This is a genomic window from Apilactobacillus apinorum (assembly GCF_001281175.1).
Taxonomy (GTDB): domain Bacteria; phylum Bacillota; class Bacilli; order Lactobacillales; family Lactobacillaceae; genus Apilactobacillus; species Apilactobacillus apinorum.
This window is the reverse complement of the sequence record NZ_KQ440396.1, coordinates 229,592-254,446: the sequence shown is the minus strand read 5'-3', so window position 1 is coordinate 254,446 and position 24,855 is coordinate 229,592. Positions and strand designations below refer to the sequence as shown.

General features: G+C 33.5%; 16 protein-coding genes. All 16 read left to right on the top strand.

All coding sequences use genetic code 11. The annotated features are described in order from the left end of the window. Positions 1–4,332 (top strand): PolC-type DNA polymerase III, encoded by a 4,332-nt coding sequence (locus RZ74_RS03910; RefSeq protein WP_053950148.1) that lies wholly within the window; start codon positions 1–3, stop codon positions 4,330–4,332. A gap of 114 nt (positions 4,333–4,446) precedes the next feature. Further along, positions 4,447–4,920, top strand: coding sequence for a ribosome maturation factor RimP (rimP, locus tag RZ74_RS03905; RefSeq protein WP_053950147.1), 474 nt, complete (start codon positions 4,447–4,449; stop codon positions 4,918–4,920). Between the two features lie 19 nt (positions 4,921–4,939). Continuing rightward, complete coding sequence (nusA, locus tag RZ74_RS03900; RefSeq protein WP_053950146.1) at positions 4,940–6,025, top strand: transcription termination factor NusA; 1,086 nt, start codon at positions 4,940–4,942, stop codon at positions 6,023–6,025. Between the two features lie 26 nt (positions 6,026–6,051). Then, the gene (gene rnpM / locus RZ74_RS03895) at positions 6,052–6,351 is read left to right on the top strand and encodes an RNase P modulator RnpM (protein ID WP_053950145.1); all 300 of its coding nucleotides are present in this window, start codon (positions 6,052–6,054) and stop codon (positions 6,349–6,351) included. Further along, positions 6,341–6,658 (top strand): L7Ae/L30e/S12e/Gadd45 family ribosomal protein, encoded by a 318-nt coding sequence (locus tag RZ74_RS03890; RefSeq protein ID WP_053950144.1) that lies wholly within the window; start codon positions 6,341–6,343, stop codon positions 6,656–6,658. Before rnpM ends, RZ74_RS03890 begins: the two co-directional genes overlap by 11 nt. A 4-nt stretch (positions 6,659–6,662) precedes the next feature. Beyond that, the gene (gene infB / locus RZ74_RS03885) at positions 6,663–8,924 is read left to right on the top strand and encodes a translation initiation factor IF-2 (protein ID WP_053950143.1); all 2,262 of its coding nucleotides are present in this window, start codon (positions 6,663–6,665) and stop codon (positions 8,922–8,924) included. A 14-nt stretch (positions 8,925–8,938) separates the two neighbouring features. Next, positions 8,939–9,292 (top strand): 30S ribosome-binding factor RbfA, encoded by a 354-nt coding sequence (gene rbfA / locus RZ74_RS03880; RefSeq protein WP_053950142.1) that lies wholly within the window; start codon positions 8,939–8,941, stop codon positions 9,290–9,292. A 99-nt stretch (positions 9,293–9,391) separates the two neighbouring features. Beyond that, positions 9,392–10,303, top strand: coding sequence for a tRNA pseudouridine(55) synthase TruB (gene truB / locus RZ74_RS03875; RefSeq protein ID WP_053950141.1), 912 nt, complete (start codon positions 9,392–9,394; stop codon positions 10,301–10,303). Positions 10,304–10,321: 18 nt separating this feature from the next. Continuing rightward, positions 10,322–11,257 carry a riboflavin biosynthesis protein RibF gene (gene ribF, locus RZ74_RS03870; protein WP_053950140.1) on the top strand — a complete coding sequence of 312 codons (936 nt, stop codon included), beginning with the start codon at positions 10,322–10,324 and terminating at the stop codon, positions 11,255–11,257. A 108-nt stretch (positions 11,258–11,365) separates the two neighbouring features. Continuing rightward, positions 11,366–12,406 carry a heat-inducible transcriptional repressor HrcA gene (gene hrcA, locus RZ74_RS03865; RefSeq protein ID WP_053950139.1) on the top strand — a complete coding sequence of 347 codons (1,041 nt, stop codon included), beginning with the start codon at positions 11,366–11,368 and terminating at the stop codon, positions 12,404–12,406. A gap of 14 nt (positions 12,407–12,420) precedes the next feature. Further along, positions 12,421–12,993, top strand: a complete 573-nt coding sequence (grpE, locus tag RZ74_RS03860) for a nucleotide exchange factor GrpE (protein WP_053950138.1) — start codon at positions 12,421–12,423, stop codon at positions 12,991–12,993. A gap of 29 nt (positions 12,994–13,022) precedes the next feature. Then, entirely contained in the window at positions 13,023–14,873 is a 1,851-nt protein-coding gene (dnaK, locus tag RZ74_RS03855; RefSeq protein WP_053950137.1) for a molecular chaperone DnaK, read from the top strand. An 81-nt stretch (positions 14,874–14,954) separates the two neighbouring features. Then, complete coding sequence (dnaJ, locus tag RZ74_RS03850; RefSeq protein WP_053950136.1) at positions 14,955–16,112, top strand: molecular chaperone DnaJ; 1,158 nt, start codon at positions 14,955–14,957, stop codon at positions 16,110–16,112. A gap of 119 nt (positions 16,113–16,231) precedes the next feature. Then, positions 16,232–18,070, top strand: a complete 1,839-nt coding sequence (gene lepA, locus RZ74_RS03845) for a translation elongation factor 4 (RefSeq protein ID WP_053950135.1) — start codon at positions 16,232–16,234, stop codon at positions 18,068–18,070. 177 nt (positions 18,071–18,247) lie between these two features. After that, positions 18,248–19,501, top strand: a complete 1,254-nt coding sequence (locus RZ74_RS03840) for a solute carrier family 23 protein (RefSeq protein WP_053950134.1) — start codon at positions 18,248–18,250, stop codon at positions 19,499–19,501. A 166-nt stretch (positions 19,502–19,667) separates the two neighbouring features. Further along, positions 19,668–24,698, top strand: coding sequence for a bifunctional glycosyltransferase/CDP-glycerol:glycerophosphate glycerophosphotransferase (locus RZ74_RS03835; protein WP_053950133.1), 5,031 nt, complete (start codon positions 19,668–19,670; stop codon positions 24,696–24,698). Positions 24,699–24,855: the final 157 nt, after the last annotated feature.

Below are 24,855 nucleotides of genomic sequence, written 5' to 3'. Positions count from 1 at the left end.
ATGACGTTGGCTAATAATGAAGAATTGTTCAAGAAGTTGCTAAATCAACTTCAACTGGGAGATAAGATTGATTCAGAAGACTTCAAAGATGGACAAATCGAATCGATTGATATTCATAAAAAATCTAAAGTATGGCAATTTAATTTAATGTTACCCAAGATTTTAAACTACGAAATATTTATTGATTTTTATAACCGAATGCAAGCAACTTTCGATGAAATTGCTGAAACCAAGATTAATTTTAAGGTCAATGATAATAGTTTTGACAATAAGACCTTAGGTCAATATTGGGAATGGGTTGTAAAGAATGCAGATATATCAGATTCAATTAGAAATGAATTACTGAAAAATAGTGAACCTACTTTAAGTAATAATAAAGTAGAGTTATCTGCGGATAATGAAATTGTAAAGAATTTAATCGTTGATCAAGCTTTAGGAGCGATTGAAGCAAAATACCAAAGTTTAGGATTCCCTGAGTTTCATATTAACGTTTTTATTGATGAAACAGCGTCTCAAGAAAGAATTAAACAATTCAAAATTGAACGTGAAAAAAAGGATGCTGAATTAGCACAACGTGCTATGAAGGCTATTCAAGAATCTTCTAGTAAACGTGAGAAGAAAGCTGCCAACGCTGTTCCTAAGGGAAAAGTTCAAATTGGTAAGAAAATCAAAGAAGATTTAGAAGTAACTAAAATGATCGATATTGTTCAAGAAGAAAAAATGGTCATTGTTAATGGACACATTTTCAAAAAAGAAATTCGATCACTTCGTTCTGGAAGACAATTAATGATGTTAGAAATTACAGATTACTCATCATCGATTGAAGTTAAGAAGTTCTCTAATAATGAAACTGATGAAGCAAATTTTGCTGCATTACAAGAAGGAGATTGGATAAAAGTTCGTGGTGGAATTCAAGAAGATAACTATAGTCATGAACTAACCTTGAATGCATATGACATTAATCCACTTCATCATGAAGATAGAATGGATACATCAGAAGATAAACGTGTTGAACTACATTTGCACACTAAGATGAGTCAAATGGATGCTACCAATAGTATTGAAGAATATGTAAGTAGAGCAAGTAAATGGGGTCATCCGGCTTTAGCAATTACTGATCATACTTCTGCGCAAGGTTTTCCATTTGCATATACGGCAGCACAAAAAAACGACATTAAGATGTTGTATGGTGTTGAAGCCAACATTGTTGATGATGGGGTTCCCATTACTTTTAATGAAGATGATAGGGAATTAGCAGATGCTACATACGTTGTTTTTGATATTGAAACAACAGGATTATCAGCAATTTACGATAAAGTTATCGAAGTTTCAGCGGTTAGAATGCAACACAATAACGTATTAGATCAGTTTGAAGAATTCATTGACCCTGGTTTTCATTTGTCAGATTTCACAACAGAACTAACATCAATTACTGATGATATGGTTAAGGGTTCTAAGTCAGAAGAAGAAGTATTCAAGCTATTTAGAGAATTTTGTGGCGATTCAATTATCGTTGGACATAACGTTACATTTGATGTTGGCTTTATGAATGTTGGATATCAAAGATACGGAATGGAAGAAATCCAAAATCCAATTATTGATACTTTGCCATTAGCAAGATTTTTATATCCAAACTACAAGAGCTATCGTTTAAACACTTTAGCTAAAAAGTTTGATGTAGCATTGGAACATCATCACCGTGCGGTTTATGATGCTGAAACTACCGGACATTTAAACTATATTTTCATTAAAGATGCAGAAGAAAATTATGGAATTACCAAAGTTTCGCAATTAAATGAACATATGTCTGATAATGATTCATATAAGCATGCCAGACCTTTCCATGCTATTTTAATGGCACAAACACAATCTGGATTAAAGAATTTGTATAAATTAATTTCTATTTCTAATGTTGAATACTTCTATCGAGTACCAAGAATTCCACGAAGTGTTTTAGAAAAATATAGAGAAGGAATTTTAATTGGTTCTGCTTGTGCGAATGGTGAAGTTTTCACTGCAATGCTACAAAAAGGGAAAGAAGAAGCTAAGAAAAAAGCTAAATTCTATGATTACTTAGAAGTTCAACCTAGTGCAGCATATAAGCCAATGATTGATTCTGAACTTATTCATAGCAAGCAACATCTAAGAGAATTGATGCAAAATATGATTGATATGGGACATGAAATGGATATACCAGTCGTTGCAACAGGTGATGTTCATTATCTAGATCCACAAGATTTTATTTACAGAAAAATATTAATTCATTCTCAAGGTGGAGCAAATCCATTAAACAGAAACGAATTACCTAAGGTACCATTTTTAACAACAAACGAAATGTTAGAAGATTTCAGTTACTTAGGTGAAGATTTAAGTAAGGAAATCGTTGTAGATAATACACAAAAAATTGCCAATATGGTTGATGATGGAATTCATCCTGTCTTGGATAGACTATATCCACCTCACATGAAGGGTGCGGACGATGAAATTCGTAACTCAACTATGGATAAGGCACATGAACTATACGGCGATGATTTACCTGATTTCCTTCAAGCGAGATTAGACAGGGAATTAGATAGTATCATTGGTAACGGTTATGCTGTTATTTATCTGATTGCCAAAAGATTGGTAGATAAAAGTAATAAAGATGGATATTTAGTTGGATCTCGTGGTTCTGTTGGTTCTAGTTTAGTTGCCACAATGTCTGGTATTACTGAAGTTAATCCACTACCACCACATTATCGTTGTCCTAACTGTAAGTATTCACATTTCTTTATGAAAGGTGAATATGGTTCTGGATATGACTTGCCACACAAGGAATGTCCTGAATGTGGAACCTTAATGATTGGTGATGGTCATAATATTCCGTTCGAAACTTTCTTAGGTTTTAGTGGTAATAAAGTTCCTGATATTGATTTGAACTTCTCTGGTGATTATCAACCAATCGCACATAACTATTTAAAAGTATTGTTCGGTGAAAACAACGTATATCGTGCTGGAACAATTGGAACAGTTGCTGATAAGACAGCCTATGGTTATGTTAAAGCGTATGAAAGAGATACTCAGCAAACCATTAGGTCTGCTGAAATTGATAGATTAGCACAGGGGGATACTGGTGTTAAGAGAACTACTGGACAACATCCAGCGGGGATTATTATCGTACCTGACGATATGGACATCTTTGACTTTACACCAATTCAATATCCTGCCGATGATCAGACTTCAGCTTGGGAAACAACCCACTTTGATTTCCATTCAATTCACGACAATATTTTAAAAATGGATGTTTTGGGACATGATGATCCAACCATGATCAGAATGCTTCAAGATTTATCTGGTATTGATCCACAATCAATTCCAATGGATGACCCAGGTGTAATGGGATTATTCTCAGGAACAGAAACAATTGGTGTAACTGAAGAACAAATTCAATCTAAAACCGGTACACTGGGTGTTCCTGAGTTTGGAACTAAGTTTGTTAGAGGGATGCTTGAACAAACTAAACCACAAAACTATTCACAATTACTACAAATTTCCGGATTGTCACATGGTACCGATGTATGGCTAGGAAATGCGGATGAATTGATTAAAGAAGGTAAAGCAACCATCGCCAACGTTATCGGATGTCGTGATAATATCATGACCGATTTAATTAATTGGGGATTAGATTCAGAAACATCTTTCCAAATCATGGAATTTGTTCGTAAGGGTAAAGGTATCAAAGATGAATGGCAAGAAAAGATGCATGAAGTTAACATTCCACAATGGTATATAGATTCATGTTTAAAAATTAAGTACATGTTCCCTAGAGCCCATGCTGCCGCTTATGTTTTAATGGCATTGCGTGTTGCATACTTTAAGGTATACTTCCCATTAGTATATTACTGCGCATATTTCTCAGTTAGAGCTGATGATTTTGATTTAGTTTCAATGTGTCGAGGTAAAGACGCTGTTAAAACTAGAATGAAAGAAATTAATGATTTAGGTAATGATGCTTCTGCAAAAGATAAAAACTTATTGACTGTTTTGGAATTAGCTAACGAAATGTTAGAAAGAGGTTTTGATTTTGAAATGGTTGATTTGAATAAATCTGATGCCGAACAATGGTTAATTGAAGATAATAAGTTAATTGCACCATTCAACGCTATCCCAGGTCTTGGATTAAACGTTGCTAAGCAGATTGTTGCTGCCAGAGCTGATAAAGAGTTTATCTCAAAGGAAGATTTGGCTAAGCGTGGAAAAGTATCTAAGAAGTTAATTGAATTCATGACTGAAAATCATGTAATTGATAATTTGCCTGATGAAAATCAATTAAGCCTATTTGATATGATGTAGTATGTATTGATTAAAATAACTATCCATGGTAAAATAACGATAGTTTATATCTGAGAAGAAAGGAGTGAGCAGAAATGCTCGCTCTTTTTATTGGATTTTTTAGGAGGCGTATCATTGAGCGAAGTTACACAAACGGTAAAAGAATTAGTAACACCAATTCTAGATAGTCACGGTTTTTATCTCTATGACATCGAATTCGTACATGAAGGTAAGAGTTGGTATTTAAGAGTTTATGTTGATAAAGATGGTGGTATTAACATTGAGGATTGTGCTTTAGTATCAGATGAATTAAGTGAAAAACTAGATACTATTGAACCTGATCCAATTCCACAAGCATACTTTTTAGAAGTATCATCACCTGGAGCTGAAAGACCTCTTAAGAAACCTCAAGATTATGAAAATGCAGTTGGTGAATACATTCATGTATCACTTTACGCACCCATTAATGGTGAAAAAGTATATGAAGGTACATTGAAAGAGTTAAGTGATGAAGAACTTATTTTGACTGTTAATTTAAAAGGTCGAATTAAGGATTTAAACATACCAAGAAAATCTATTGCCAAAGCAAGACTAGCAATTAAATTTTAGCTAAGGGAGATTATAAAAAATGAGTAAAGAACTTTTAGGCGCATTAGATGCCCTAGAAAATGATAAGGGAATTTCTAAGGAAACAGTGATTGATGCCCTAGAAGCTGCACTAGTGTCAGCTTACAAAAGAAATTACAACCAAGCACAAAACGTGGAAGTAGTATTTGACGAAAAGAAGGGTAACATTCACGTATATGCTGTAAAGACAGTGGTTGAAGAAGTTGTAGACCCACGTCTAGAATGTAGTATTGAAGATGCATTACAATTAAATCGTGGTTATGAATTAGGTGATGAAATTAAGTTTGAAGTTACACCTAAAAACTTTGGTAGAATTGCTGCCCAAACTGCTAAGCAAGTTATTATGCAAAGAGTTCGAGAAGCAGAGAGAACTATTGTTTACAACAAATACAGCAAGTACCAAGATGAATTAATCACTGGTGAAATTGAACGCCAAGATGATCGTTTTGTATATGTAGATCTAGGTAAGGTTGAGGCTGTAATGCCAAAGAATGACCAAATGCCAAACGAACAATACAGACCACAAGATAGAATTAAGGTTTATGTTAACCGTGTTGAAGATGCTACAAAAGGTCCACAAATTTTTGTTAGTAGAACAGCACCTGGTCTATTAAAACGATTATTTGAAGAAGAAGTTCCTGAAATTTATGATGGAACTGTTGAAATTGTTTCAATTGCAAGAGAAGCTGGAGACCGTGCTAAAGTAGCTGTTAGATCAAACAGTGAAGATATCGACCCAGTTGGAACTACAGTTGGTCCAAGAGGTCAACGTGTTCAAACAATCGTTAATGAACTTGGTGGGGAAAACATGGACATTGTTCAATGGACAGAAGATCCTGCTGAATTTATTGCTAACTCATTAAATCCATCTGAAGTAGTTGATGTTATTTTTGATGAAGAAAATGAAAGAGCATGTACAGTAATCGTTCCAGATTATCAATTATCATTAGCTATTGGTAAGCGTGGTCAAAATGCTAGATTAGCTGCTAAATTAACAGGATACAAGATTGATATTAAATCAGAATCTGAAGCAGATGGTGTAGAAGAATACGCTACAGATGATGATGAAGGAATTGATAACGACTAATTATCAGCTTAAGGAGTGATAGTTCAATGAGAACAAGAAAAATTCCAATGAGAAAAGATGTTGTCACCGGTGAAATGGCTCCCAAAAAAGATTTAGTTAGAATCGTTAAAGATAAAGAAGATAACGTTTCTATTGATGAAACTGGTAAAAAATCAGGTAGAGGGGCATATGTATCAATTGATGTAAAAGTTGCTGAAAAGGCAAAGGCTTCTAAGAAACTAAATGAAGTTTTCTCAGTAAACCTAAGCGATGACTTTTACGATGAATTAATTGCATACGTAGATCACAAGCAAGCCAGAAAAGAACTTTTTGACAATGACAAATAAAGAGCAAATTTTAAACTTTATTGGGATTGCAAAGCGTGCTGGTAAAATTACTACTGGTGAAGATATATTGCTTAACGCAATAAAAAAGAATAAAATTAAATTTCTGATTATCGCTACTGACTCTGGAAAAGCCAGCTTAAAGAAATTTACAGATAAGGCTAATTCATATAACATTCCAACCAATCAAATGTTTACTAAAGTAGACATAAGCGATGCAATTGGGATTCCTCGAACCATAATCGGAATTGCGGATAATGGATTTGCCAAACGTTTGAAAGAAATGACAAATAATTGTAAAGGAACGTGATGGTATGGGTAAGAAAAGAATTTACGAATTATCTAAAGAGATAAATGTAGCTAGTAAGACAATAATTGATGAAGCAAAAAAGAAGGGATATGACGTTAAAAATCATATGTCTGGATTAACAGCGGATGAAGAAAAAGCAATTCGTGATCATTTTGCTCCAAAAAATAAGCCGGCTAAAAGTGAAAAAGCCACTAACACTAAAACTGCTAACAATAATTCTAAGAAACCTGCCGAAAAGCCACGTAAGACTTTAAATCAAAATACTAATGATAAGGCAAGACAATCTATGAACAATAACAATACAAATAGTACTAGAAACACAAACAATAGAAACAATAGAAACAATAGCAATTCAACTTCTGACTTTAAAAAGGGAAAGAACAAGAAGAAATTCAATAAGAAAAATAACCGTGGAAACAACAAGTTTGCAGGGATGTACACTAAGAACCAACGTATTAGACAAAACAACAAGAATAAGAAAGCTCCAGAAAGAAAAGAACGTCCATTACCAGAAACTTTATTTTACAGTGTTGGTATGAATGCTCAAGAAATTGGAAAGCTTATTCATAGAGAACCAGCTGAAATCGTTAAGAAGTTATTCTTATTAGGAATTATGGTTAACCAAAATGTATCTTTAGATAAGGATACAATTGAACTACTAGCTGAAGACTACGGTATGAAAGCTGAAGAAAAAGTCGAAGTTAACGTTTCTGATATTGATAAGATTTTTGATGAAGAAGCAGAAAACACTGATTATTTAGAAGATCGTGCACCAGTTGTTACCATCATGGGTCACGTTGACCATGGTAAGACTACATTGCTTGATTACTTGAGAAACTCACACATTACAGCTGGTGAAGCTGGTGGAATTACTCAAGCTATTGGTGCCTACCAATTAAAGAGAAATGGTAAAACTATTACATTCTTAGATACACCTGGACATGCTGCATTTACTGCAATGCGTGCTCGTGGTGCTGATATTACTGATATTACCATTCTAGTTGTTGCTGCTGATGATGGTGTTATGCCACAAACAATTGAAGCTATTGATCATGCTAAGGCTGCCAAGACACCAATTATTGTTGCAATTAACAAGATTGATAAACCAGGTGCAAACCCTAACCATGTTATTGAACAGTTAGCTAGTTATGAACTTATCCCAGAAGACTGGGGTGGTGACACTATTTTCGTTCAACTATCTGCTAAGATGGGAACTAACGTGGATGAACTATTAGATATGATTCTTCTAGAATCAGACGTTATGGAACTTAAGGCTAACCCTAAACAACATGCTGCAGGTTCTGTAATTGAAGCTAGACTTGACCGTGGTCGTGGACCAGTTGCTACTTTATTAGTTCAACAAGGAACAATGCACGTTGGTGATCCAATTGTTGTTGGTGACACTTTCGGTAGAGTTAGAACTATGACTAATGAATTAGGTGAAGACCTAGAAATTGCAACTCCATCTACACCAATTGAAATTACTGGTTTAAATGATGTTCCTGAAGCCGGAGACCGTTTTGTTGTCTTTGATGATGAAAAGACAGCTCGTGCAGCCGGTGAAGAAAGAGCTAAAGAAGCTCAAATGGAAGAACGTAAGAAGAACAATAGTGTTACTCTAGATAACTTATTCGAATCTCTAAAAGAAGGAGAAATGAAGGAAGTAGAAGTTATCATTAAAGCCGATGTTCAAGGTTCAGTTGAAGCATTAGCATCAAGTCTACAAAAGATTGATGTTGAAGGCGTTAGAGTTAACATCGTTCACAGTTCTGTTGGTGCAATTAATGAAAGTGATATTGCATTAGCTCAAGCAAGTAACGCAATTATAGTTGGATTTAATGTTCGTGCAACACCACAAGCAAAGGCACAAGCTGAAACTGATAATGTTGATATTCGTTTACATCAAGTTATCTATGATGCAATTGACGAAGTTGAATCAGCAATGAAGGGTATGCTTGCTCCTAAGTTTGAAGAACACATTACAGGTGAAGTTGAAATTAGACAACTATACAAGGCTTCTAAAGTTGGTACTATTGCCGGTGGAATGGTTACCAGTGGTGTAATCAAACGTGATAGTAAGATTAGATTGATTCGTGATAACGTTGTTATTTACAACGGCGAACTTAACAGTTTGAAGCGTTTCAAGGATGATGCTAAAGAAGTTAAACAAGGTTTCGAATGTGGATTTACAATTGAAAACTACAACGATCTTAAAGAAGGAGACGTTGTAGAAGCTTACGAAATGAAGGAAGTTCCTGCTAAGTAAAGGAGTGAATGAATATGGCTCAATACAGAGTTGGAAGACTTGAACAAGAAATTCAAAAAGAAGTAAATGATATTTTACTAAAAAGAGTTAGAGACCCACGTGTCCAAGGGGTAACCATTACTGGAGTAGATGTTACTGGCGATTTACAACAAGCAACTATCTATTACAGCACATTATCAGACAACGATGATGAAGAAGAAGTTACTCAAAAAGGACTAGATAAAGCTACTTCTTTAATTAGAGGAGAATTGGGTTCTCGCTTGAGTATTTATCGTACTCCAGAACTAGTTTTCAAATTAGATAGCTCCATTCAATATGGAAGCAAGATTGATCAGTTAATCAATCAGCTAAAAAGACAAGAAAAATAATAAAAAGCCTGCAATTAGTTGCAGGTTTTTTTGATGGAAAAATAAAGCGTTCAATTATGCTATAATTTACGTTAAATAGTAATCAAGGAGCGAATAATTATGGATGGAATTATCCCATTATATAAAGAAAAAGGAATGACTAGCTTTGCATGTGTTAGTCAATTACGTGGCATTCTTAAAATGAAAAGAATTGGTCATAGTGGGACATTAGATCCTAACGTTGAAGGAGTTTTACCTATTTGTTTGGGAAAAGCAACTAAATTGGTTGATTACTTAATGAACTCGGGAAAGATATATCAAGGTAGTATTACTTTAGGATTCGATACCACAACAGAAGACTTAGATGGAGAAGTGGTTAGTACTAAAGATGTAGAAAAGCCGTTATCTGATGATGAAATTAATGAATTGTTGGAAAGCTTTGTATCGGAAGATTTAATTCAAATTCCACCAATGTATTCAGCTGTTAAAGTGAACGGAAAAAGATTATATGAATATGCTAGAAATGGTGAAACGGTTGAAAGACCAAAGAGACATGTTCAAATTCATTATTTTAAGCAAACTAAAGAATGCGTATATGATGAAGATAAGAAGCAACAAACTATTTTCTTTGAAGTTGGTTGTGGAAAAGGAACATATGTAAGAACTCTAGCAGTTGATTTTGGTAAGAAAATAAACATGCCAGCGGTAATGTCTAGTTTAACTAGAATTAAAAGTGGAGGCTTTAATATCGATGAAACATTTAAATTAGATGATATTAGAGCAGCTGTAGAAAATAATAAAATTGATGAAATTGTGAAATCAATTGATTCCGTATTAGTTGATTTTAAACATTTAGAATTAAATGATGCTCAGTGGGCAACGGTTAAAAACGGTGGTTTTTTATCATCAGATGTTATTGATACAAAAGATGACAAATGTGTGTTAAGTTATAAGCATGCTGTTAAAGCTATCTATTATTATGACGAAAATAAACAGGTTTATAAGCCTGAAAAAATGTTTAGTAATCAATAAATTTAGAAGGTTTAAAATATGAAAATTATCAATATACATCACCCGCTAAAAGCATCCTTTGAACAAAAAGAAAAAATTATATTGGCAATGGGGTACTTTGATGGCATTCATAAAGGACATCAAAAAGTAATAAACCAAGCTAAGTCTATTGCTGATGAAAAGAGGATGCCCTTAGGTGTTTTAACATATGACCATAAACCAGCTGTTGTTTATGACCAGTTATCACCGCATGATAAAAGAGATATAATTTTACAAAAAAATAAATATAAAGAATTAGAAAGATTAGGCGTGGATATAGTATTTGAAGTTAACTATAGCTTTAACTTCCAAAATCAGTCTCCTCAAGAATTTGTTGATAATTATTTAATTAGATTTAACGCCGATACTGTTGTTGCAGGAACAGATCATACGTATGGTGCTAAGGATGCAACAATGGACTTATTACCTAAGTACGCATCTGGAAGATTTGATGTTGTATCAGTTGATCTAGCTGATTATCATTTATCTAAAATTAGTTCAACTAGAATTAGAAGAAATTTAGATCAAGGACATATCGACACCGTTAATATGCTTTTGGGAAGACCATTTAGAACTGACGGAACTGTTGTCCATGGGTTTGCAAGAGGAAGAGAGCTAGGATATCCAACTGCTAATATTGATCATGATGAATTACAATGGTTACCAGTAATTGGAGTTTATATTGTTGATGTCTGGATTGGTGAGGAAAAACATCATGGAATGGCATCAATTGGAAGAAATGTGACTTTTGGTGATAAAAATCCAATTACAGTTGAAATAAATATTCTAGATTTTAATGACAATATTTATGGTGAAGTATTAGAGATTGATTGGTTGCATCGTCTTCGTGGTGAAGTAAAGTTTGAAGGTGTTGAAAAGCTGATTGAACAGCTTAAGTCAGATGAACAAATGACTAGAAAATATTTTAAAAAGTAGCGGCCGTTTTTCTTGACCAATTTTGATGTATCTGATATATTATAAATTGTGGTTAGCACTTGAAGTATATGACTGCTAAAGGTGCTAATTGATAAGGAGTGATCTGGTATGCTAACTGAAAGAGAGAAAATGATTTTAAAGGTAATCGTCAACGATTACACTAAGTCAGGAGTTCCAGTAGGTTCGAAGGCATTATCCAGTCAACTACCAATTCATGTTAGTTCTGCGACCGTCAGAAATGAAATGGCTTTTTTAGAAGAGATTGGATTAATTACTAAAAACCATTCTTCATCGGGTAGAATTCCATCAATTGAGGGTTATCGATATTATGTTGATAATCTTTTGAATCCTAATCCTATTGACAACAATGATATGATGTTAATTCAGAATTCATTGTCAGGAAGCTTTAGGCAAATTGATGAGATTGTTAAGCAATCTGCTGACATACTATCCAACCTAACAAATTATACGGCGTTAACCTTAAAGCCGGAGCAAGAAACTGTTCCTATTTTAGGCAGTTTCAGACTTGTTCCATTGGGCAATCATCAAGTAATGGCGATTTTAATTACTAGTAATGATGAGGTCGTTAATCAAGTTTTCCATATTTCTGGAGACATTAGCGGAGATAGACTGGAAGCAGTTGTCAGAATGATTAATGATAAATTAGCTGGAAAGCCACTTGATGAAGTGGTCATTAAACTAAAAGAGGAAATCGTTCCAGAAATTCTCAAGTATGTTAGTGATCCAGATAATTTAGTTCAAACGCTGGATGATGTTTTGGCTGAAGCTTCTACTAACCAATTTTATATTGGCGGAGAACTGAACTTATTGAGTTTTACTGATAATAATGACGTCAGTTATTTGAAACCAATTTATTCTTTACTTAACGATAAAGATGATGCATCAAAATTCATCCAAAGCTCTGATAATTCTGTATCAGTTAAAATTGGTCCAGAATTGAGTAATGAGTTATTGAAGGATTACAGTATCATTACTGGTTCCTATGATGTAGGTCCGTATGGTAAAGGTGTTATAGCCGTTTTAGGTCCTACTAGAATGCCGTATTCAAGAGTGATTGGTATTGTGGATGGATTTAGAAACGAGTTATCAAAAAAACTGAGAAATTATTATGATAAATATAATCAGTAAAAGGAGGCATTTACTTGGCAAGTAAGAAGGATGATGAAAAAGACCTAAAAAAAGCTACTGATAAAAAAGAAAAAGTAGCTAATGATAAGGGTGCTAAGAAAGAAAAAGCAAAAAAGGATGATAAAAATCCTTTAGAAGATAAAGTTAAAGAACTTCAAGCACAAGTTGATGATTTCTCTGACAAGTATCTTCGAGCTGAAGCAGAAATGCAAAATATGCAAACACGCTATAAGAGAGAAAGAGCTGACATTTACAAATATGATGGTCAAAAATTAGCCACTAGTGTTTTACCAGTAATGGATAATTTAGATCGAGCTCTTCAAGTCGAAGTTTCTGATGAAAACGGAAAACAATTAAAGCAAGGTGTTGAACTAGTTTTAAAACATTTTAATAAGGCTTTATCCGAAAATGGAATCGAAGAAATTGATGTTTTAAATAAGAAGTTCGATCCAAACGAATGTCAAGCTGTACAAACTGTTCCAGCGGATGATGAACATCCAGCTGACACAGTTGTTGAAATTTTACAAAAAGGCTACAAATTAGCTGATAGAGTTATCAGACCATGTATGGTTGTTGTAGCACAATAATAAATTTGATAATAAGGGGATAATAAATTATGGCAAGTAATAAAATTATCGGTATCGATTTAGGTACCACTAACTCAGCTGTTGCTGTACTAGAAGGTAAAGAACCAAAGATCATTACTAATCCTGAAGGTGCAAGAACTACTCCATCTGTAGTTGCATTTAAAGATGGTGAACCACAAGTTGGTGAAGTAGCTAAGCGTCAAATGATCACTAACCCAAACACAATTGCTTCAATTAAGAGTCACATGGGTGAAGAAGGATACACTGTTGATGTTGATGGCAAGAAATACACACCACAACAAATTTCAGCTATGATTTTACAATACATCAAGGGATTTGCTGAAGACTATCTTGGAGATACAGTTAGTGAAGCAGTTATTACTGTTCCTGCATACTTCAATGATTCACAAAGACAAGCTACTAAAGATGCTGGTAAGATTGCCGGTCTTGATGTAAAACGTATTATTAACGAACCAACTGCTGCTGCATTAGCATACGGTTTGGACAAACAAGATAAAGACGAAAAGGTATTAGTATATGACCTTGGTGGTGGTACTTTTGATGTTTCTGTTCTTGAATTAGGTGATGGTGTATTCCAAGTACTTTCAACTAATGGTGATACCCACCTTGGTGGTGATGATTTTGATAAAAGAATCATGGACTACTTAGTTGAACAATTTAAGAACGAAAACGGAATTGACTTATCACAAGACAAGATGGCTTTACAACGTCTAAAGGATGCTGCTGAAAAAGCTAAGAAAGACCTATCAGGTGTTTCAGAAACAGAAATTAGTCTTCCATTTATTGCTTCAGGTGACAATGGTCCACTTCACCTAGAAACAAGCCTATCACGTGCTAAGTTTAATGAATTAACTTCTGACTTAGTTGATAAGACTAAAGTTGCTTTTGACAATGCTCTAAAAGATGCTGGATTAAGCAAATCAGACATTGATGAAGTTATCCTAAATGGTGGTTCAACTCGTATTCCAGCTGTTCAAGAAGCTGTTAAGAACTGGACTGGAAAGGAACCAAACCACTCAATTAATCCTGATGAAGCCGTTGCTTTAGGTGCTGCCGTTCAAGGTGGTGTGCTAACTGGTGATGTTAAGGATGTTGTCCTATTGGATGTTACTCCTCTATCATTAGGTATTGAAACTATGGGTGGTGTATTCACTAAGTTAATCGATAGAAATACAACTATTCCAACTTCAAAATCACAAGTGTTCTCAACTGCTGCTGATAACCAACCAGCTGTTGATATCCATGTTCTTCAAGGTGAACGTCCAATGGCTGCTGATAACAAGACATTAGGTCAATTCCAATTGACTGATATTCCTGCAGCACCTCGTGGAATTCCTCAAATCGAAGTTAAATTTGATATCGATAAGAATGGTATCGTAAACGTTTCTGCTAAGGACAAAGGTACTGGTAAGGAACAAAAGATTACCATCAAAGATTCAAATGGTCTTTCAGATGACGAAATCCAACGTATGATGGATGAAGCAAAGAAGAATGAAGAAGAAGATAAGAAACGTAAGGAAGAAGTAGATCTAAAGAACGAAGTAGATCAATTAATCTTCCAAACTGACAAGACTCTAAAGGATGTTGAAGGTAAGGTTTCTGAAGATGAAATCAAGAAAGCTAAAGAAGCTGAAGATGCATTGAAGAAAGCTAAAGACGACAACAACTTAGAAGAAATGAAAGCTAAGAAAGATGACTTGAGCCAACAAGTACAAGCACTTGCTGTTAAGTTATACCAACAAGAACAAGCTCAAGGTGGCGATCAAGCTACATCAGCTGACTCATCAGATACTAAGAGTAAAGACGACAACACAGTTGACGGCGATTTCCACGAAGTTAATGATGATGACAAAAAATAATAAATAATTATTCAATAAAAGGTCAAAGTCTGACTGATGGGCTTTGGCCTTTTATTGCAAAAATATTAATGGGGGATAACAATGGCTGATAAAGATTATTATTCAATATTAGGAATATCAAAAGATGCCAGTCAAGACGAAATCAAACGAGCATATCGTAAAATGTCTAAAAAGTATCATCCCGACATCAATAAAGAACCTGGTGCCGAAAAAAGATTCAAAGAAATTAATGAAGCTTATGAAGTACTAAGTGATGATCAAAAGCGTCAAAATTATGATCAATTCGGTTCAGCTGAAGGTCCTGCTGGCGGATTTGGCGGCGGAGCTGGTGGCTTCGGTGGTGCTGGTGGATTCTCAGGCTTTGGTGGCGGAGGATTTGATGATATCTTTAGTCAATTCTTCGGTGGTGGAGCCGGTGGAAGAACACAAAGAGATCCTAACGCTCCTGTAAAGGGAAGAGATTTACAGTACCAAATGACGATTAATTTTGAAGATGCAGTATTTGGTAAGACTACTACTATTAGATATGATAGAGAAGCTAAATGTGATAAGTGTGAAGGTTCTGGTGCTAAACCAGGAACTAATCCGGAAACTTGTCATGAATGTAACGGTAGTGGATACGTAACTGGTGTTCAAGATACTCCATTTGGTAGAATGCAAACTCAACATCCATGTCCTACTTGTGGTGGAACTGGTAAAGAAATTAAAGAAAAATGTGATAAGTGTCATGGTTCTGGTCACATGCATGAAAGCCATAAAGTAGAAGTTAAGATTCCTGCTGGTGTGGATGACGGACAACAAATGAGACTACAAGGACAAGGTGAAGCCGGTGAAAATGGTGGACCTTACGGTGATTTATTCATTGTCTTTAGAGTAAAAGAAAGTCGTGAATTCGAACGTCAAGGTGATGATTTATACTATGACCAAGACATTTCATTTGCTCAAGCTACACTAGGAAGTACGATTAAGGTAAAAACTGTCTATGGTGATGTTGAAATGAAGGTTCCTGCTGGAACTCAATCAAATACAACATTCAGACTTAGAGGTAAAGGAATGCCTAGAATTAACAGTAGTTCAAAGGGAGACCAATTAGTTACTGTTAAGGTAGTTACTCCTAAGAACCTTAATAAACAACAAAAGATAGCTCTTAAAGCATTTGCTGAAGCTTCTGGAGAAAAAGACTACAAAGATGGTGGATTTTTCGAAAAAATGAAGGACGCTATGAATGGTAAGAAATAAATAAAAAGAGTCGTTAAAGCGACTCTTTTTTTGTTTGTTATTAATATTATTTAGTTTGTACAAACCGTGTGCGGTTGTTATAATTATACTAATATATTACGTTGAAAGTAGGAATAAACATGGATTTAGAAAAAATGAAGGAACATCAAAAATACATTCGTAACTTTTCGATTGTTGCTCATATTGATCATGGTAAATCTACTTTAGCTGATCGAATTTTGGAAATGACAGATACTGTCGCTAAAAGAGACATGCAAAATCAATTGTTGGATGATATGGAACTTGAAAGAGAACGTGGAATCACAATCAAATTAAATGCAGTTGAACTAAAATATCATGCTAAAGATGGTCATGATTACGAATTTCATTTAATCGATACACCCGGACATGTCGATTTTTCATATGAAGTTTCAAGAAGTTTAGCAGCTTGTGAAGGAGCCGTATTAGTAGTTGATGCAGCCCAAGGTGTCGAAGCGCAAACTTTAGCTAATGTTTATTTAGCAATTGATGACGATTTGGAAATTGTTCCAGTAATTAATAAAATTGATTTACCTTCTGCTAGACCAGATATGGTAAAAAAAGAAGTGGAAGACATCATCGGAATTGATGCGGATAACGCTGTTTTAGCTAGTGCTAAAAAGGGTATTGGAATCGAAGATTTATTAGAAAGAATTGTCGAAGAAGTTCCAGCACCTACTGGTGACTTAGATGCGCCATTAAAAGCATTAGTATTTGACTCAGTCTACGATGACTATCGTGGAGTTGTTTTAAGTGTCCGCTTAGAAGATGGGGTTGTAAAACCCGGCGATAAAATCAGATTAATGAACAGTGGAAGTGAATATGAAGTAACTGAAGTTGGTGTTAACTCTCCACATCCAGTTCAAAGAGAATATTTAATGGCGGGAGACGTTGGATACATTACTGCAAGTATTAAGGATATCAACCAAACCAGGGTTGGGGATACTGTAACTAATGCTAATAATCCTGCAGAAGAAGCTTTACCTGGTTATCGTGAAATGGAACCAATGGTTTATTCTGGATTATATCCTACTGATAATGCAAAGTTCACAGATTTAAGAGAATCTCTAGAAAAACTAAAGCTTAATGATGCTGCTTTAGAATTTGAACCAGAATCATCACAAGCTCTAGGGTTTGGATTTAGATGTGGATTCTTAGGAATGCTGCATATGGATGTTGTTCAAGAAAGATTAGAAAGAGAATTTAATCTAGATCTTATTACAACAGCTCCATCAGTTACTTACCATGTTTTCACAACTGATGGTAATCGTAAAGATGTGGAAAACCCATCTGAAATGCCAGATGCTTCTGAAATTAAGTCAGTTGAAGAACCATATGTTAATGCAACAGTAATGGTGCCAAATGACTATGTTGGAGCAGTTATGGAACTTTGCCAATCAAGACGTGGGCAGTTTGATACAATGGAATATATTGATGATTATAGAGTTAATATCATGTATTCAATTCCGCTATCAGAAATCATTTTTGATTTCTTCGATAAATTAAAATCAACTACCAGAGGTTATGCATCACTTGATTACGAATTAGGTGACTACAAGCCATCTGATCTAGTTAAGATTGATATCTTGCTAAATGGTGAAAAAGTTGATGCATTGAGTTTTATTTCACATCGACAATTCTCTGCTAGTCGTGCCAGAATTATTGTTGAAAAGCTTAAGAAGATTATTCCTAGACAAAACTTTGAAATTCCTGTGCAAGCTGCCATCGGAGCTAAAGTTATCGCTAGAACTAATATTAAGGCTTATCGAAAAGATGTTACTGCGCACCTATATGGTGGGGATAGAACTAGAAGAATGAAATTACTTGAAAAACAAAAGGCTGGTAAGAAGCGTATGAAGGCAGTTGGTAAAGTTGATATACCACAGGCTGCATTTATGGCGGTTCTACAAACTGATGAAGAAGAATCTGATAAAAAGTAGTTGACATTTCTTATTAATCTAAGTATTATTTAATAAAAATATAGAGTCTTTAATTTAGTCCCGTGAGGCTGAAAAGATTGAACGAATTTAATTAAAATTTGTAAAGGTCTATTTATCTCGGGATAAATAGATCTTTTTTGCTAAATTAGAGATCTTAAGTTTTTGGGAGGAAGAAATATGGATAAAAAGCAAGATGTGATATTAGATGTTAATGATAAACCAGGATTCTGGCTATGGATTGGTTTATCATTACAACATATGTTTTCGATGTTTGGGAGTACTGTAATCGTTCCGCTACTAGTTGGATTAAGTCCAAGTATTGCACTATTTACATCTGGTGTAGGAACACTAATTCATATCTTAGTAACACAAAAGAAAATTCCTGCATATATGGGATCTAGTTTCGCTTTCATTGTTCCAATGAAATACTTGATGCAAGTGACAGGGTATCCTGGAATCGCTCAAGGAGTAATTGCGGTTGGTGTTATTTACCTAATTGTAGCTTTATTAATTAGCATGATCGGATCTGATTGGATCGATAAGCTATTACCAGCTGTAGTAGTCGGACCAGTTGTTATTGTAATTGGATTATCATTAGCAGGAAGCGCAGCGAACGATGCAATGCTAAATAATGGTAACTATGACTACAAATACGTTGTTGTTTCGCTTGTAACATTATTATTAGCAATATTCTTTAATATGTACGTAAAAGGTTTCCTTGGATTTATGCCAATCTTGTTAGCAATTATCTGTGGTTATGTTCTTTCTATTGCAATGGGACTAGTAAATCTATCTACAATTGCAAATGCACAGTGGTTTGCAATGCCTAAATTTGAAATTCCATTCGTTTCTTACAATGTTAAGTTTGAATGGGGAGCAATTATCGCAATTGCTCCAATTGCCTTTGTGACAATCACTGAACATTTGGGACACTTAATGGTTCTAGACGAATTAACTGGAAGAAATTATTTTAAAAACCCAGGTCTAAACAGAACTCTTACAGGTGATGGATTAGCATCAGTATTTGCCGGACTATTGGGTGGGCCAGCAGTTACAAGTTATGGTGAAAACATTGGTGTTATGGCTATTACCAAAATCCATAGTGTTTACGTTTTAATCGGGGCTGCTATCTTTGCCGTATTATTCTCATTTATTAATAAGTTAAACGTTCTAATTATGCAAATGCCATTACCCGTAATTGGTGGTATTAGTTTCTTACTATTTGGAACAATTGCTTCTAGTGGAATTAAAATCATGATAGAAAACCAAATTGATTTAGCTAAGAAGAGAAACTTAATGATCATCTCAACAATCTTAGTAATCGGTGTGGGTGGATTCATGTTAAAAATTGGAACATTACCTTTAAATGGATTAGCCGTCTCAGTAATATTAGGAGTTATATTGAACCTAGTATTACCTAAAAATGAATAATTCTTAATAAAATACCAATTAAAAATGAAGTTATTAATGATATAATTTAGCTATATCATAAAAAGCAATAATTGTATTGCTTTAATCAAGTTAACCGAATTTTTAATCGGTATTTTTTATTTTAAATATTTATAACAAAACAAAAGATAAGTGAGATGTAATAACAATGAGAGAACCATATTTATCTGTGATTGTAGCCTGTTATAACGTCGAAGATTATATCAGAAGATGTTTAGACTCAATTGCAAATACAACTTTCCCCAAGGATAGCCTTGAAGTATTAATGATTGATGATGAATCAACAGATAAAACCAAAGATATTATTGATGAATATGCTGAAAAATATGATTTTTTTAGGGCATTACATAAGACCAATGGTGGAATCAGTACCACTAGAAATTATGGAATGAAGCATGCAAGAGGAAAATATATTGCCTTTGTTGATGGAGACGATATTGTTCCTGAAGATGCATATTCCAACTTAACTTATAAGGCACGTCAAAATGATTCTGATGTTGTTGTTGGATTCGTTGAACGATTTGATAAGTATCGATTGACTAATTCATACCTTCATTCTTTTGCGGTTCATGATGACTATAACGATACTGACTTAAAATTTAATCATGATTTACTATATGACACAACGGTTTGGAATAAGTTATACAAACGCTCATTTTTAGTAGAAAATAACATTAAATTTATTGAAGGGATGATTTATGAAGACATTCCCTTTACTTTAGATGTGCACTTAAAGTCTAAAAAGACGTCTATTATTGAAGATGTTGTTTATAAATGGAGATGGCGAGAAAGTTCAGATTCCATCACTCAAACAAGGAGTGCATTATCTAACTTTCAAAACCGTTTAGATGCATTAAACATTGCATATAAAATGTTATTAGATGCGGGTTTTGATAAACAAGATAGTATGATTATGGATTTCATGTATAAAGTACTATTTTTGGATATTTATATTTTTATTCAAAATCTTGGTGATAACGAAGAAGACTATATTTATAAAGTCCAAGAAATGGTTTACGTTTTTCTAAGAGATTGGAATCTATGGAGTTCTGACATATTTAATCTATTACCAATTAAGCACCAAATAATGTATCATGCGCTCCAAGTTAATGATATTTCAATGATTAATTCATTTACTTACAATGAAGTGATAGGTGAGTTCAAAAGTAGTTTTCATGGTAGAAAATATCAGTTAAGACTACCAGAAATTAGTAATGACAAGGATTTAATTAGTCACTTAAATGTTTCTAACAATAACTGTAAAATCGATCAAAAGATTCGTAAGGCTGAATACAGAGATATTAAGAAGGGTACTTTTGAAATTAGTGGTGCTTTTAAGTTCAATCGAATTAAATTAATCAAAAAATGGTTTAATAAAGCTAATTCAAGTGAAACCATTACAGCCAATTTAATTAATATAAAAAACAATAAATCTTATAAAGTAAATATTGTTAGAAAACCAACGATATTATTAAAACGCATTATGAAACCAAAAGGTAAGTACAATAATGCAGGATATGAAGTTGTATTTAGTATCCCAAAAGCCGTAAAACATTTAGGGATTGGAACATGGAAATTACAAATTAGCAATTCAATTAGCAACAAGTATTTTATTAATGATGTAGTAACTAATCCAACCGATAAATTGGCTGAAAGAAAGTTAATGCCGTTTGAAAGAGATGGGTTTAAGGTCATTACTAGATACAATAGTGTTGGAACGTTAGTATTTGATGTAAATAGTGTTGAAGCTAAAAAAGGCCATGATCCAATAATCAGTGTTCCAAATATCAAGGATGAAGAACACGTCATTTTCAATATGACCAATGCGACAGCTAGTGATTACAATATGGTTATTTCAGACGGACAAAATCAAGTTATGGCTAAGCAAAATCATGAAGGTGGATTTATTTTTGCTTTGAGTGATTTTAACAAGCTATTTGTAAATAAAAAAGTCGGTCTATTTATTCGTGACACAGTAACTAATGCACTTGTGGGATATTCATTTTTCTCTGAAAAGATGCATAAACAAATTAATTTATCTAATGATTATTCGTTATCTATGTATTATGGCGACCCAGATCATATGGAAATGACATATGAAAGAACTCCTTTTGTCATCAATAAAATGACAATTAATAGTTCTAACGTCTTAAAGGTAGAAGCTAAGTTAAAGAATTACAGGGATTTAAAGAACGTTAATATCAATAACAGTCGTGTTGAAATGATTAGCAAGGATAAACAAACTAGAGTTGTTCTTGATGAAGATAATAACGATTTAAAATTTAATGAAGGAATTTTATCTTTCAATTACAAGCTAACCAACAATCAAAAAACTCAGTTAAATCTTTTGAGTGGAGATTATCAATTTAAGGCGTATATCTATAATGAAAATAAAGTAGATATTTATCGAATTAAGTATGCTAAAAAAGCTAAGATAGGGTTAACAGAATTGCCATTTAAAGGTAGTTCGGTGGTTAAATATGAAGTAAAAAAAGATGCTGATAAAAACATATTATTATGTATTAACCAACCATTCTTTAAGTTGATTGATTCTAAAAAATCACTCAGATCACTATCATACTCATTACTATATCCTTTAATGAGATTTTTACCTCTAAGAAAGGTTATGGTTTTTGATTCATACTGGTCATCTAAATTTGATAGTAATGAAAGATTAATGTATGAATATGTTGTTAAAGAACATCCTGAAATAAAAACAGTTTGGATTTTTAATAACACTGAAACTAAGATCACTGGTAATGCTGATAGAGTAAAAGTGAATAGTTTTAAATATTGGTACTATTTAGCAGTTGCTAAATACATTATTCAAAACACTAATATGCCAAATAGATATGCAAAGCGAAAGGGACAAATTGAAGTAGAAACTCTTCATGGAACATTTTTAAAGCACATGGGTTATGATGAACCTCACTTTAAATTTGGAACTAAAAAAATTCAAAATCTATTTGCTCATAGAAATCGTCGTTGGGACTATTTAGTTGTGCCATCTGATTATATGGCTAGAACTGCAAGTAAGGCTTTTAATTATAGTCAAAAAATAATTAAATCTGGATTCCCTAGAAATGATGAATTATACACAAATAATAATGTTGATTACTGTAATCAAATTAAGAACAAAATTGGCATTCCGTTAGATAAAAAGGTTATTTTATATGCGCCAACGTATAGAGCAGATGCTGGATTCGATTTCAAATTGGATTTAGATAAATTACAAGACAAGCTTTCTGATGAATATGTATTGTTAGTTAGATTGCATTATTTTGTAGCCCATTCAAATAGTTTTTATTCTAATCCTGGATTTGTCTATGACGTTAGTGATTATGACAATATTAATGACTTATACCTAATTGCTGATACATTGGTAACTGATTATTCATCAGTTATGTTTGATTTTGCACATTTGAAACGTCCAATGATTTTTTATGCATATGATAAAGATTGGTATTTAGATGAAGAAAACCGTGGTGTTTATCTAGATTACGATAAACAAATGCCCGGACCAATTGTTTATGATGAAAATCAATTAATTGATAGTTTAGTCAATTTAAATAGCGTTCATGATCAATATAAAGAACAGTTAGATCAGTTCTATACAGAGTTCGCGCAGTATGGGGATGGGGGAACAGCCACAAAACAAGTTGTTGAAACCGTCTTAAATACTAATGATGATGATCTTGATCAAGAACCTGATGATAAATTGATTACTAGAAAGATTGGTCATTTCTTTAATACTAATTATTTGCAAGCAGAAATTTTAAATTGGCTATCTAAGAAATTATCTAAAAAGAATATCGTTATCTTTGAAAGTTTCTTTGGTACACAATATTCTGATAATCCTAAAGCGATATATGAATATATGGCAAAAAATTATCCACAATACAAGTTATATTGGAATGTTAATGATGAAGATAAGCAATACTTCATTGATAATAATATTCCACATATCTTGCGATTTGGCTTTAGTAGCATTTGGAAGCAAGCTAGAGCTAAGTATTGGGTAACCAATGTTAGAAGACCATTTAGATGGCAACCTAGCGAAGATACTGTTGTTTTACAAACTTGGCATGGAACACCGTTAAAAACGTTGGCGGCTGATGTTATGAAAGTAACAATGCCAGGGATGAATGCTCAAAAGTATCATAAAGATGTTTTTAAAGATGATAATAGATGGTCAAGATTAATTGCTCCTAATATGTATTCAGCCAAGATTATGCAAAGAGCTTTTAGAATGAAGGCAAATCAAATGCAACTAGATGGATATCCCAGAAATGATGTATTAATTAATCATACTAGTGATGATATTCAAAGAATCAAGAAAGCACTTAATATCGATAGCAATAAAAAAGTTGTATTGTACGCACCAACATGGCGCGATAATGAATACGTTAAAAATGATGAGTTTACTGCTAAGTTGCATCTTGATTTAGATCAAGTTAAGGCTGCTTTTGGTAGTGATGTTTTAGTTTTAGTTAGAACACATTATTTAATCTCAAATAACTTAGACTTATCAAGTTATACTGATATTGCTTTGGATGTCAGTCAGTATCCAGATATTGCGGACTTATACTTGATTAGTGATGTTTTAATTACTGATTATTCTTCTGTAATGTTCGATTATGCAACATTAAAACGTCCAATGATTTTCTTCACATACGATTTAGATGCATATGCTAATGAAATTCGTGGTTTCTATTTTGATTTTGTTAAAGAGGCTCCTGGACCAATGGTTAAAACGACTAAAGATGTTGTATCCAATTTGAAAGATATTTTAGATAATTGGCAACCGGATGAAAAGTACATGGAATTCTTTAATAAATATGCATCATGGATGGATGGAAATGCATCCAAACGAGCAGTAGAAAAGATGTTAAATAATCATAGCTTAGAAGAAGTATATGATGACAATCTTGCATCCCATAATTTAGAAAAGACAATGATTGTAAACGATGGTTCAGCATTATGGCAACCCGATAAAGACTTCGCAGACTTTAATGATATAAAATTTGCGATTAATATTGATGGTGACCAAAAAGTTGAAGTTATCAAGGAAATGCATTTAATCGATCCACACTTTAATGAACAAGTGGGAGACTCATTTGCATTGATTAAGTTAAACAGTAACTCTTATTGGGTAAACATATTCGATTTGAGAAAATAGAGAAAAAGCATTGAATATTATTCAATGCTTTTTTGTTTCAGAAAATATTAAAAAGGGGGTTTATTTTATAAAGAAAATGGTTTATAATTTATTTTGTTATAAAGTTCACAAACTAAATATAAGTTATTTTATGTACAAACTAAGTAATATAAAATTA

Coding starts and splice junctions, on each gene's coding strand:
- RZ74_RS03910 (WP_053950148.1), top strand. CDS start 1: ATGACGTTGGCTAATAATGAAGAATTGTTCAAGAAGTTGCTAAATCAA.
- nusA (WP_053950146.1), top strand. CDS start 4,940: ATGAGTAAAGAACTTTTAGGCGCATTAGATGCCCTAGAAAATGATAAG.
- rnpM (WP_053950145.1), top strand. CDS start 6,052: ATGAGAACAAGAAAAATTCCAATGAGAAAAGATGTTGTCACCGGTGAA.
- RZ74_RS03890 (WP_053950144.1), top strand. CDS start 6,341: ATGACAAATAAAGAGCAAATTTTAAACTTTATTGGGATTGCAAAGCGT.
- infB (WP_053950143.1), top strand. CDS start 6,663: ATGGGTAAGAAAAGAATTTACGAATTATCTAAAGAGATAAATGTAGCT.
- rbfA (WP_053950142.1), top strand. CDS start 8,939: ATGGCTCAATACAGAGTTGGAAGACTTGAACAAGAAATTCAAAAAGAA.
- truB (WP_053950141.1), top strand. CDS start 9,392: ATGGATGGAATTATCCCATTATATAAAGAAAAAGGAATGACTAGCTTT.
- ribF (WP_053950140.1), top strand. CDS start 10,322: ATGAAAATTATCAATATACATCACCCGCTAAAAGCATCCTTTGAACAA.
- hrcA (WP_053950139.1), top strand. CDS start 11,366: ATGCTAACTGAAAGAGAGAAAATGATTTTAAAGGTAATCGTCAACGAT.
- dnaK (WP_053950137.1), top strand. CDS start 13,023: ATGGCAAGTAATAAAATTATCGGTATCGATTTAGGTACCACTAACTCA.
- dnaJ (WP_053950136.1), top strand. CDS start 14,955: ATGGCTGATAAAGATTATTATTCAATATTAGGAATATCAAAAGATGCC.
- lepA (WP_053950135.1), top strand. CDS start 16,232: ATGGATTTAGAAAAAATGAAGGAACATCAAAAATACATTCGTAACTTT.
- RZ74_RS03840 (WP_053950134.1), top strand. CDS start 18,248: ATGGATAAAAAGCAAGATGTGATATTAGATGTTAATGATAAACCAGGA.
- RZ74_RS03835 (WP_053950133.1), top strand. CDS start 19,668: ATGAGAGAACCATATTTATCTGTGATTGTAGCCTGTTATAACGTCGAA.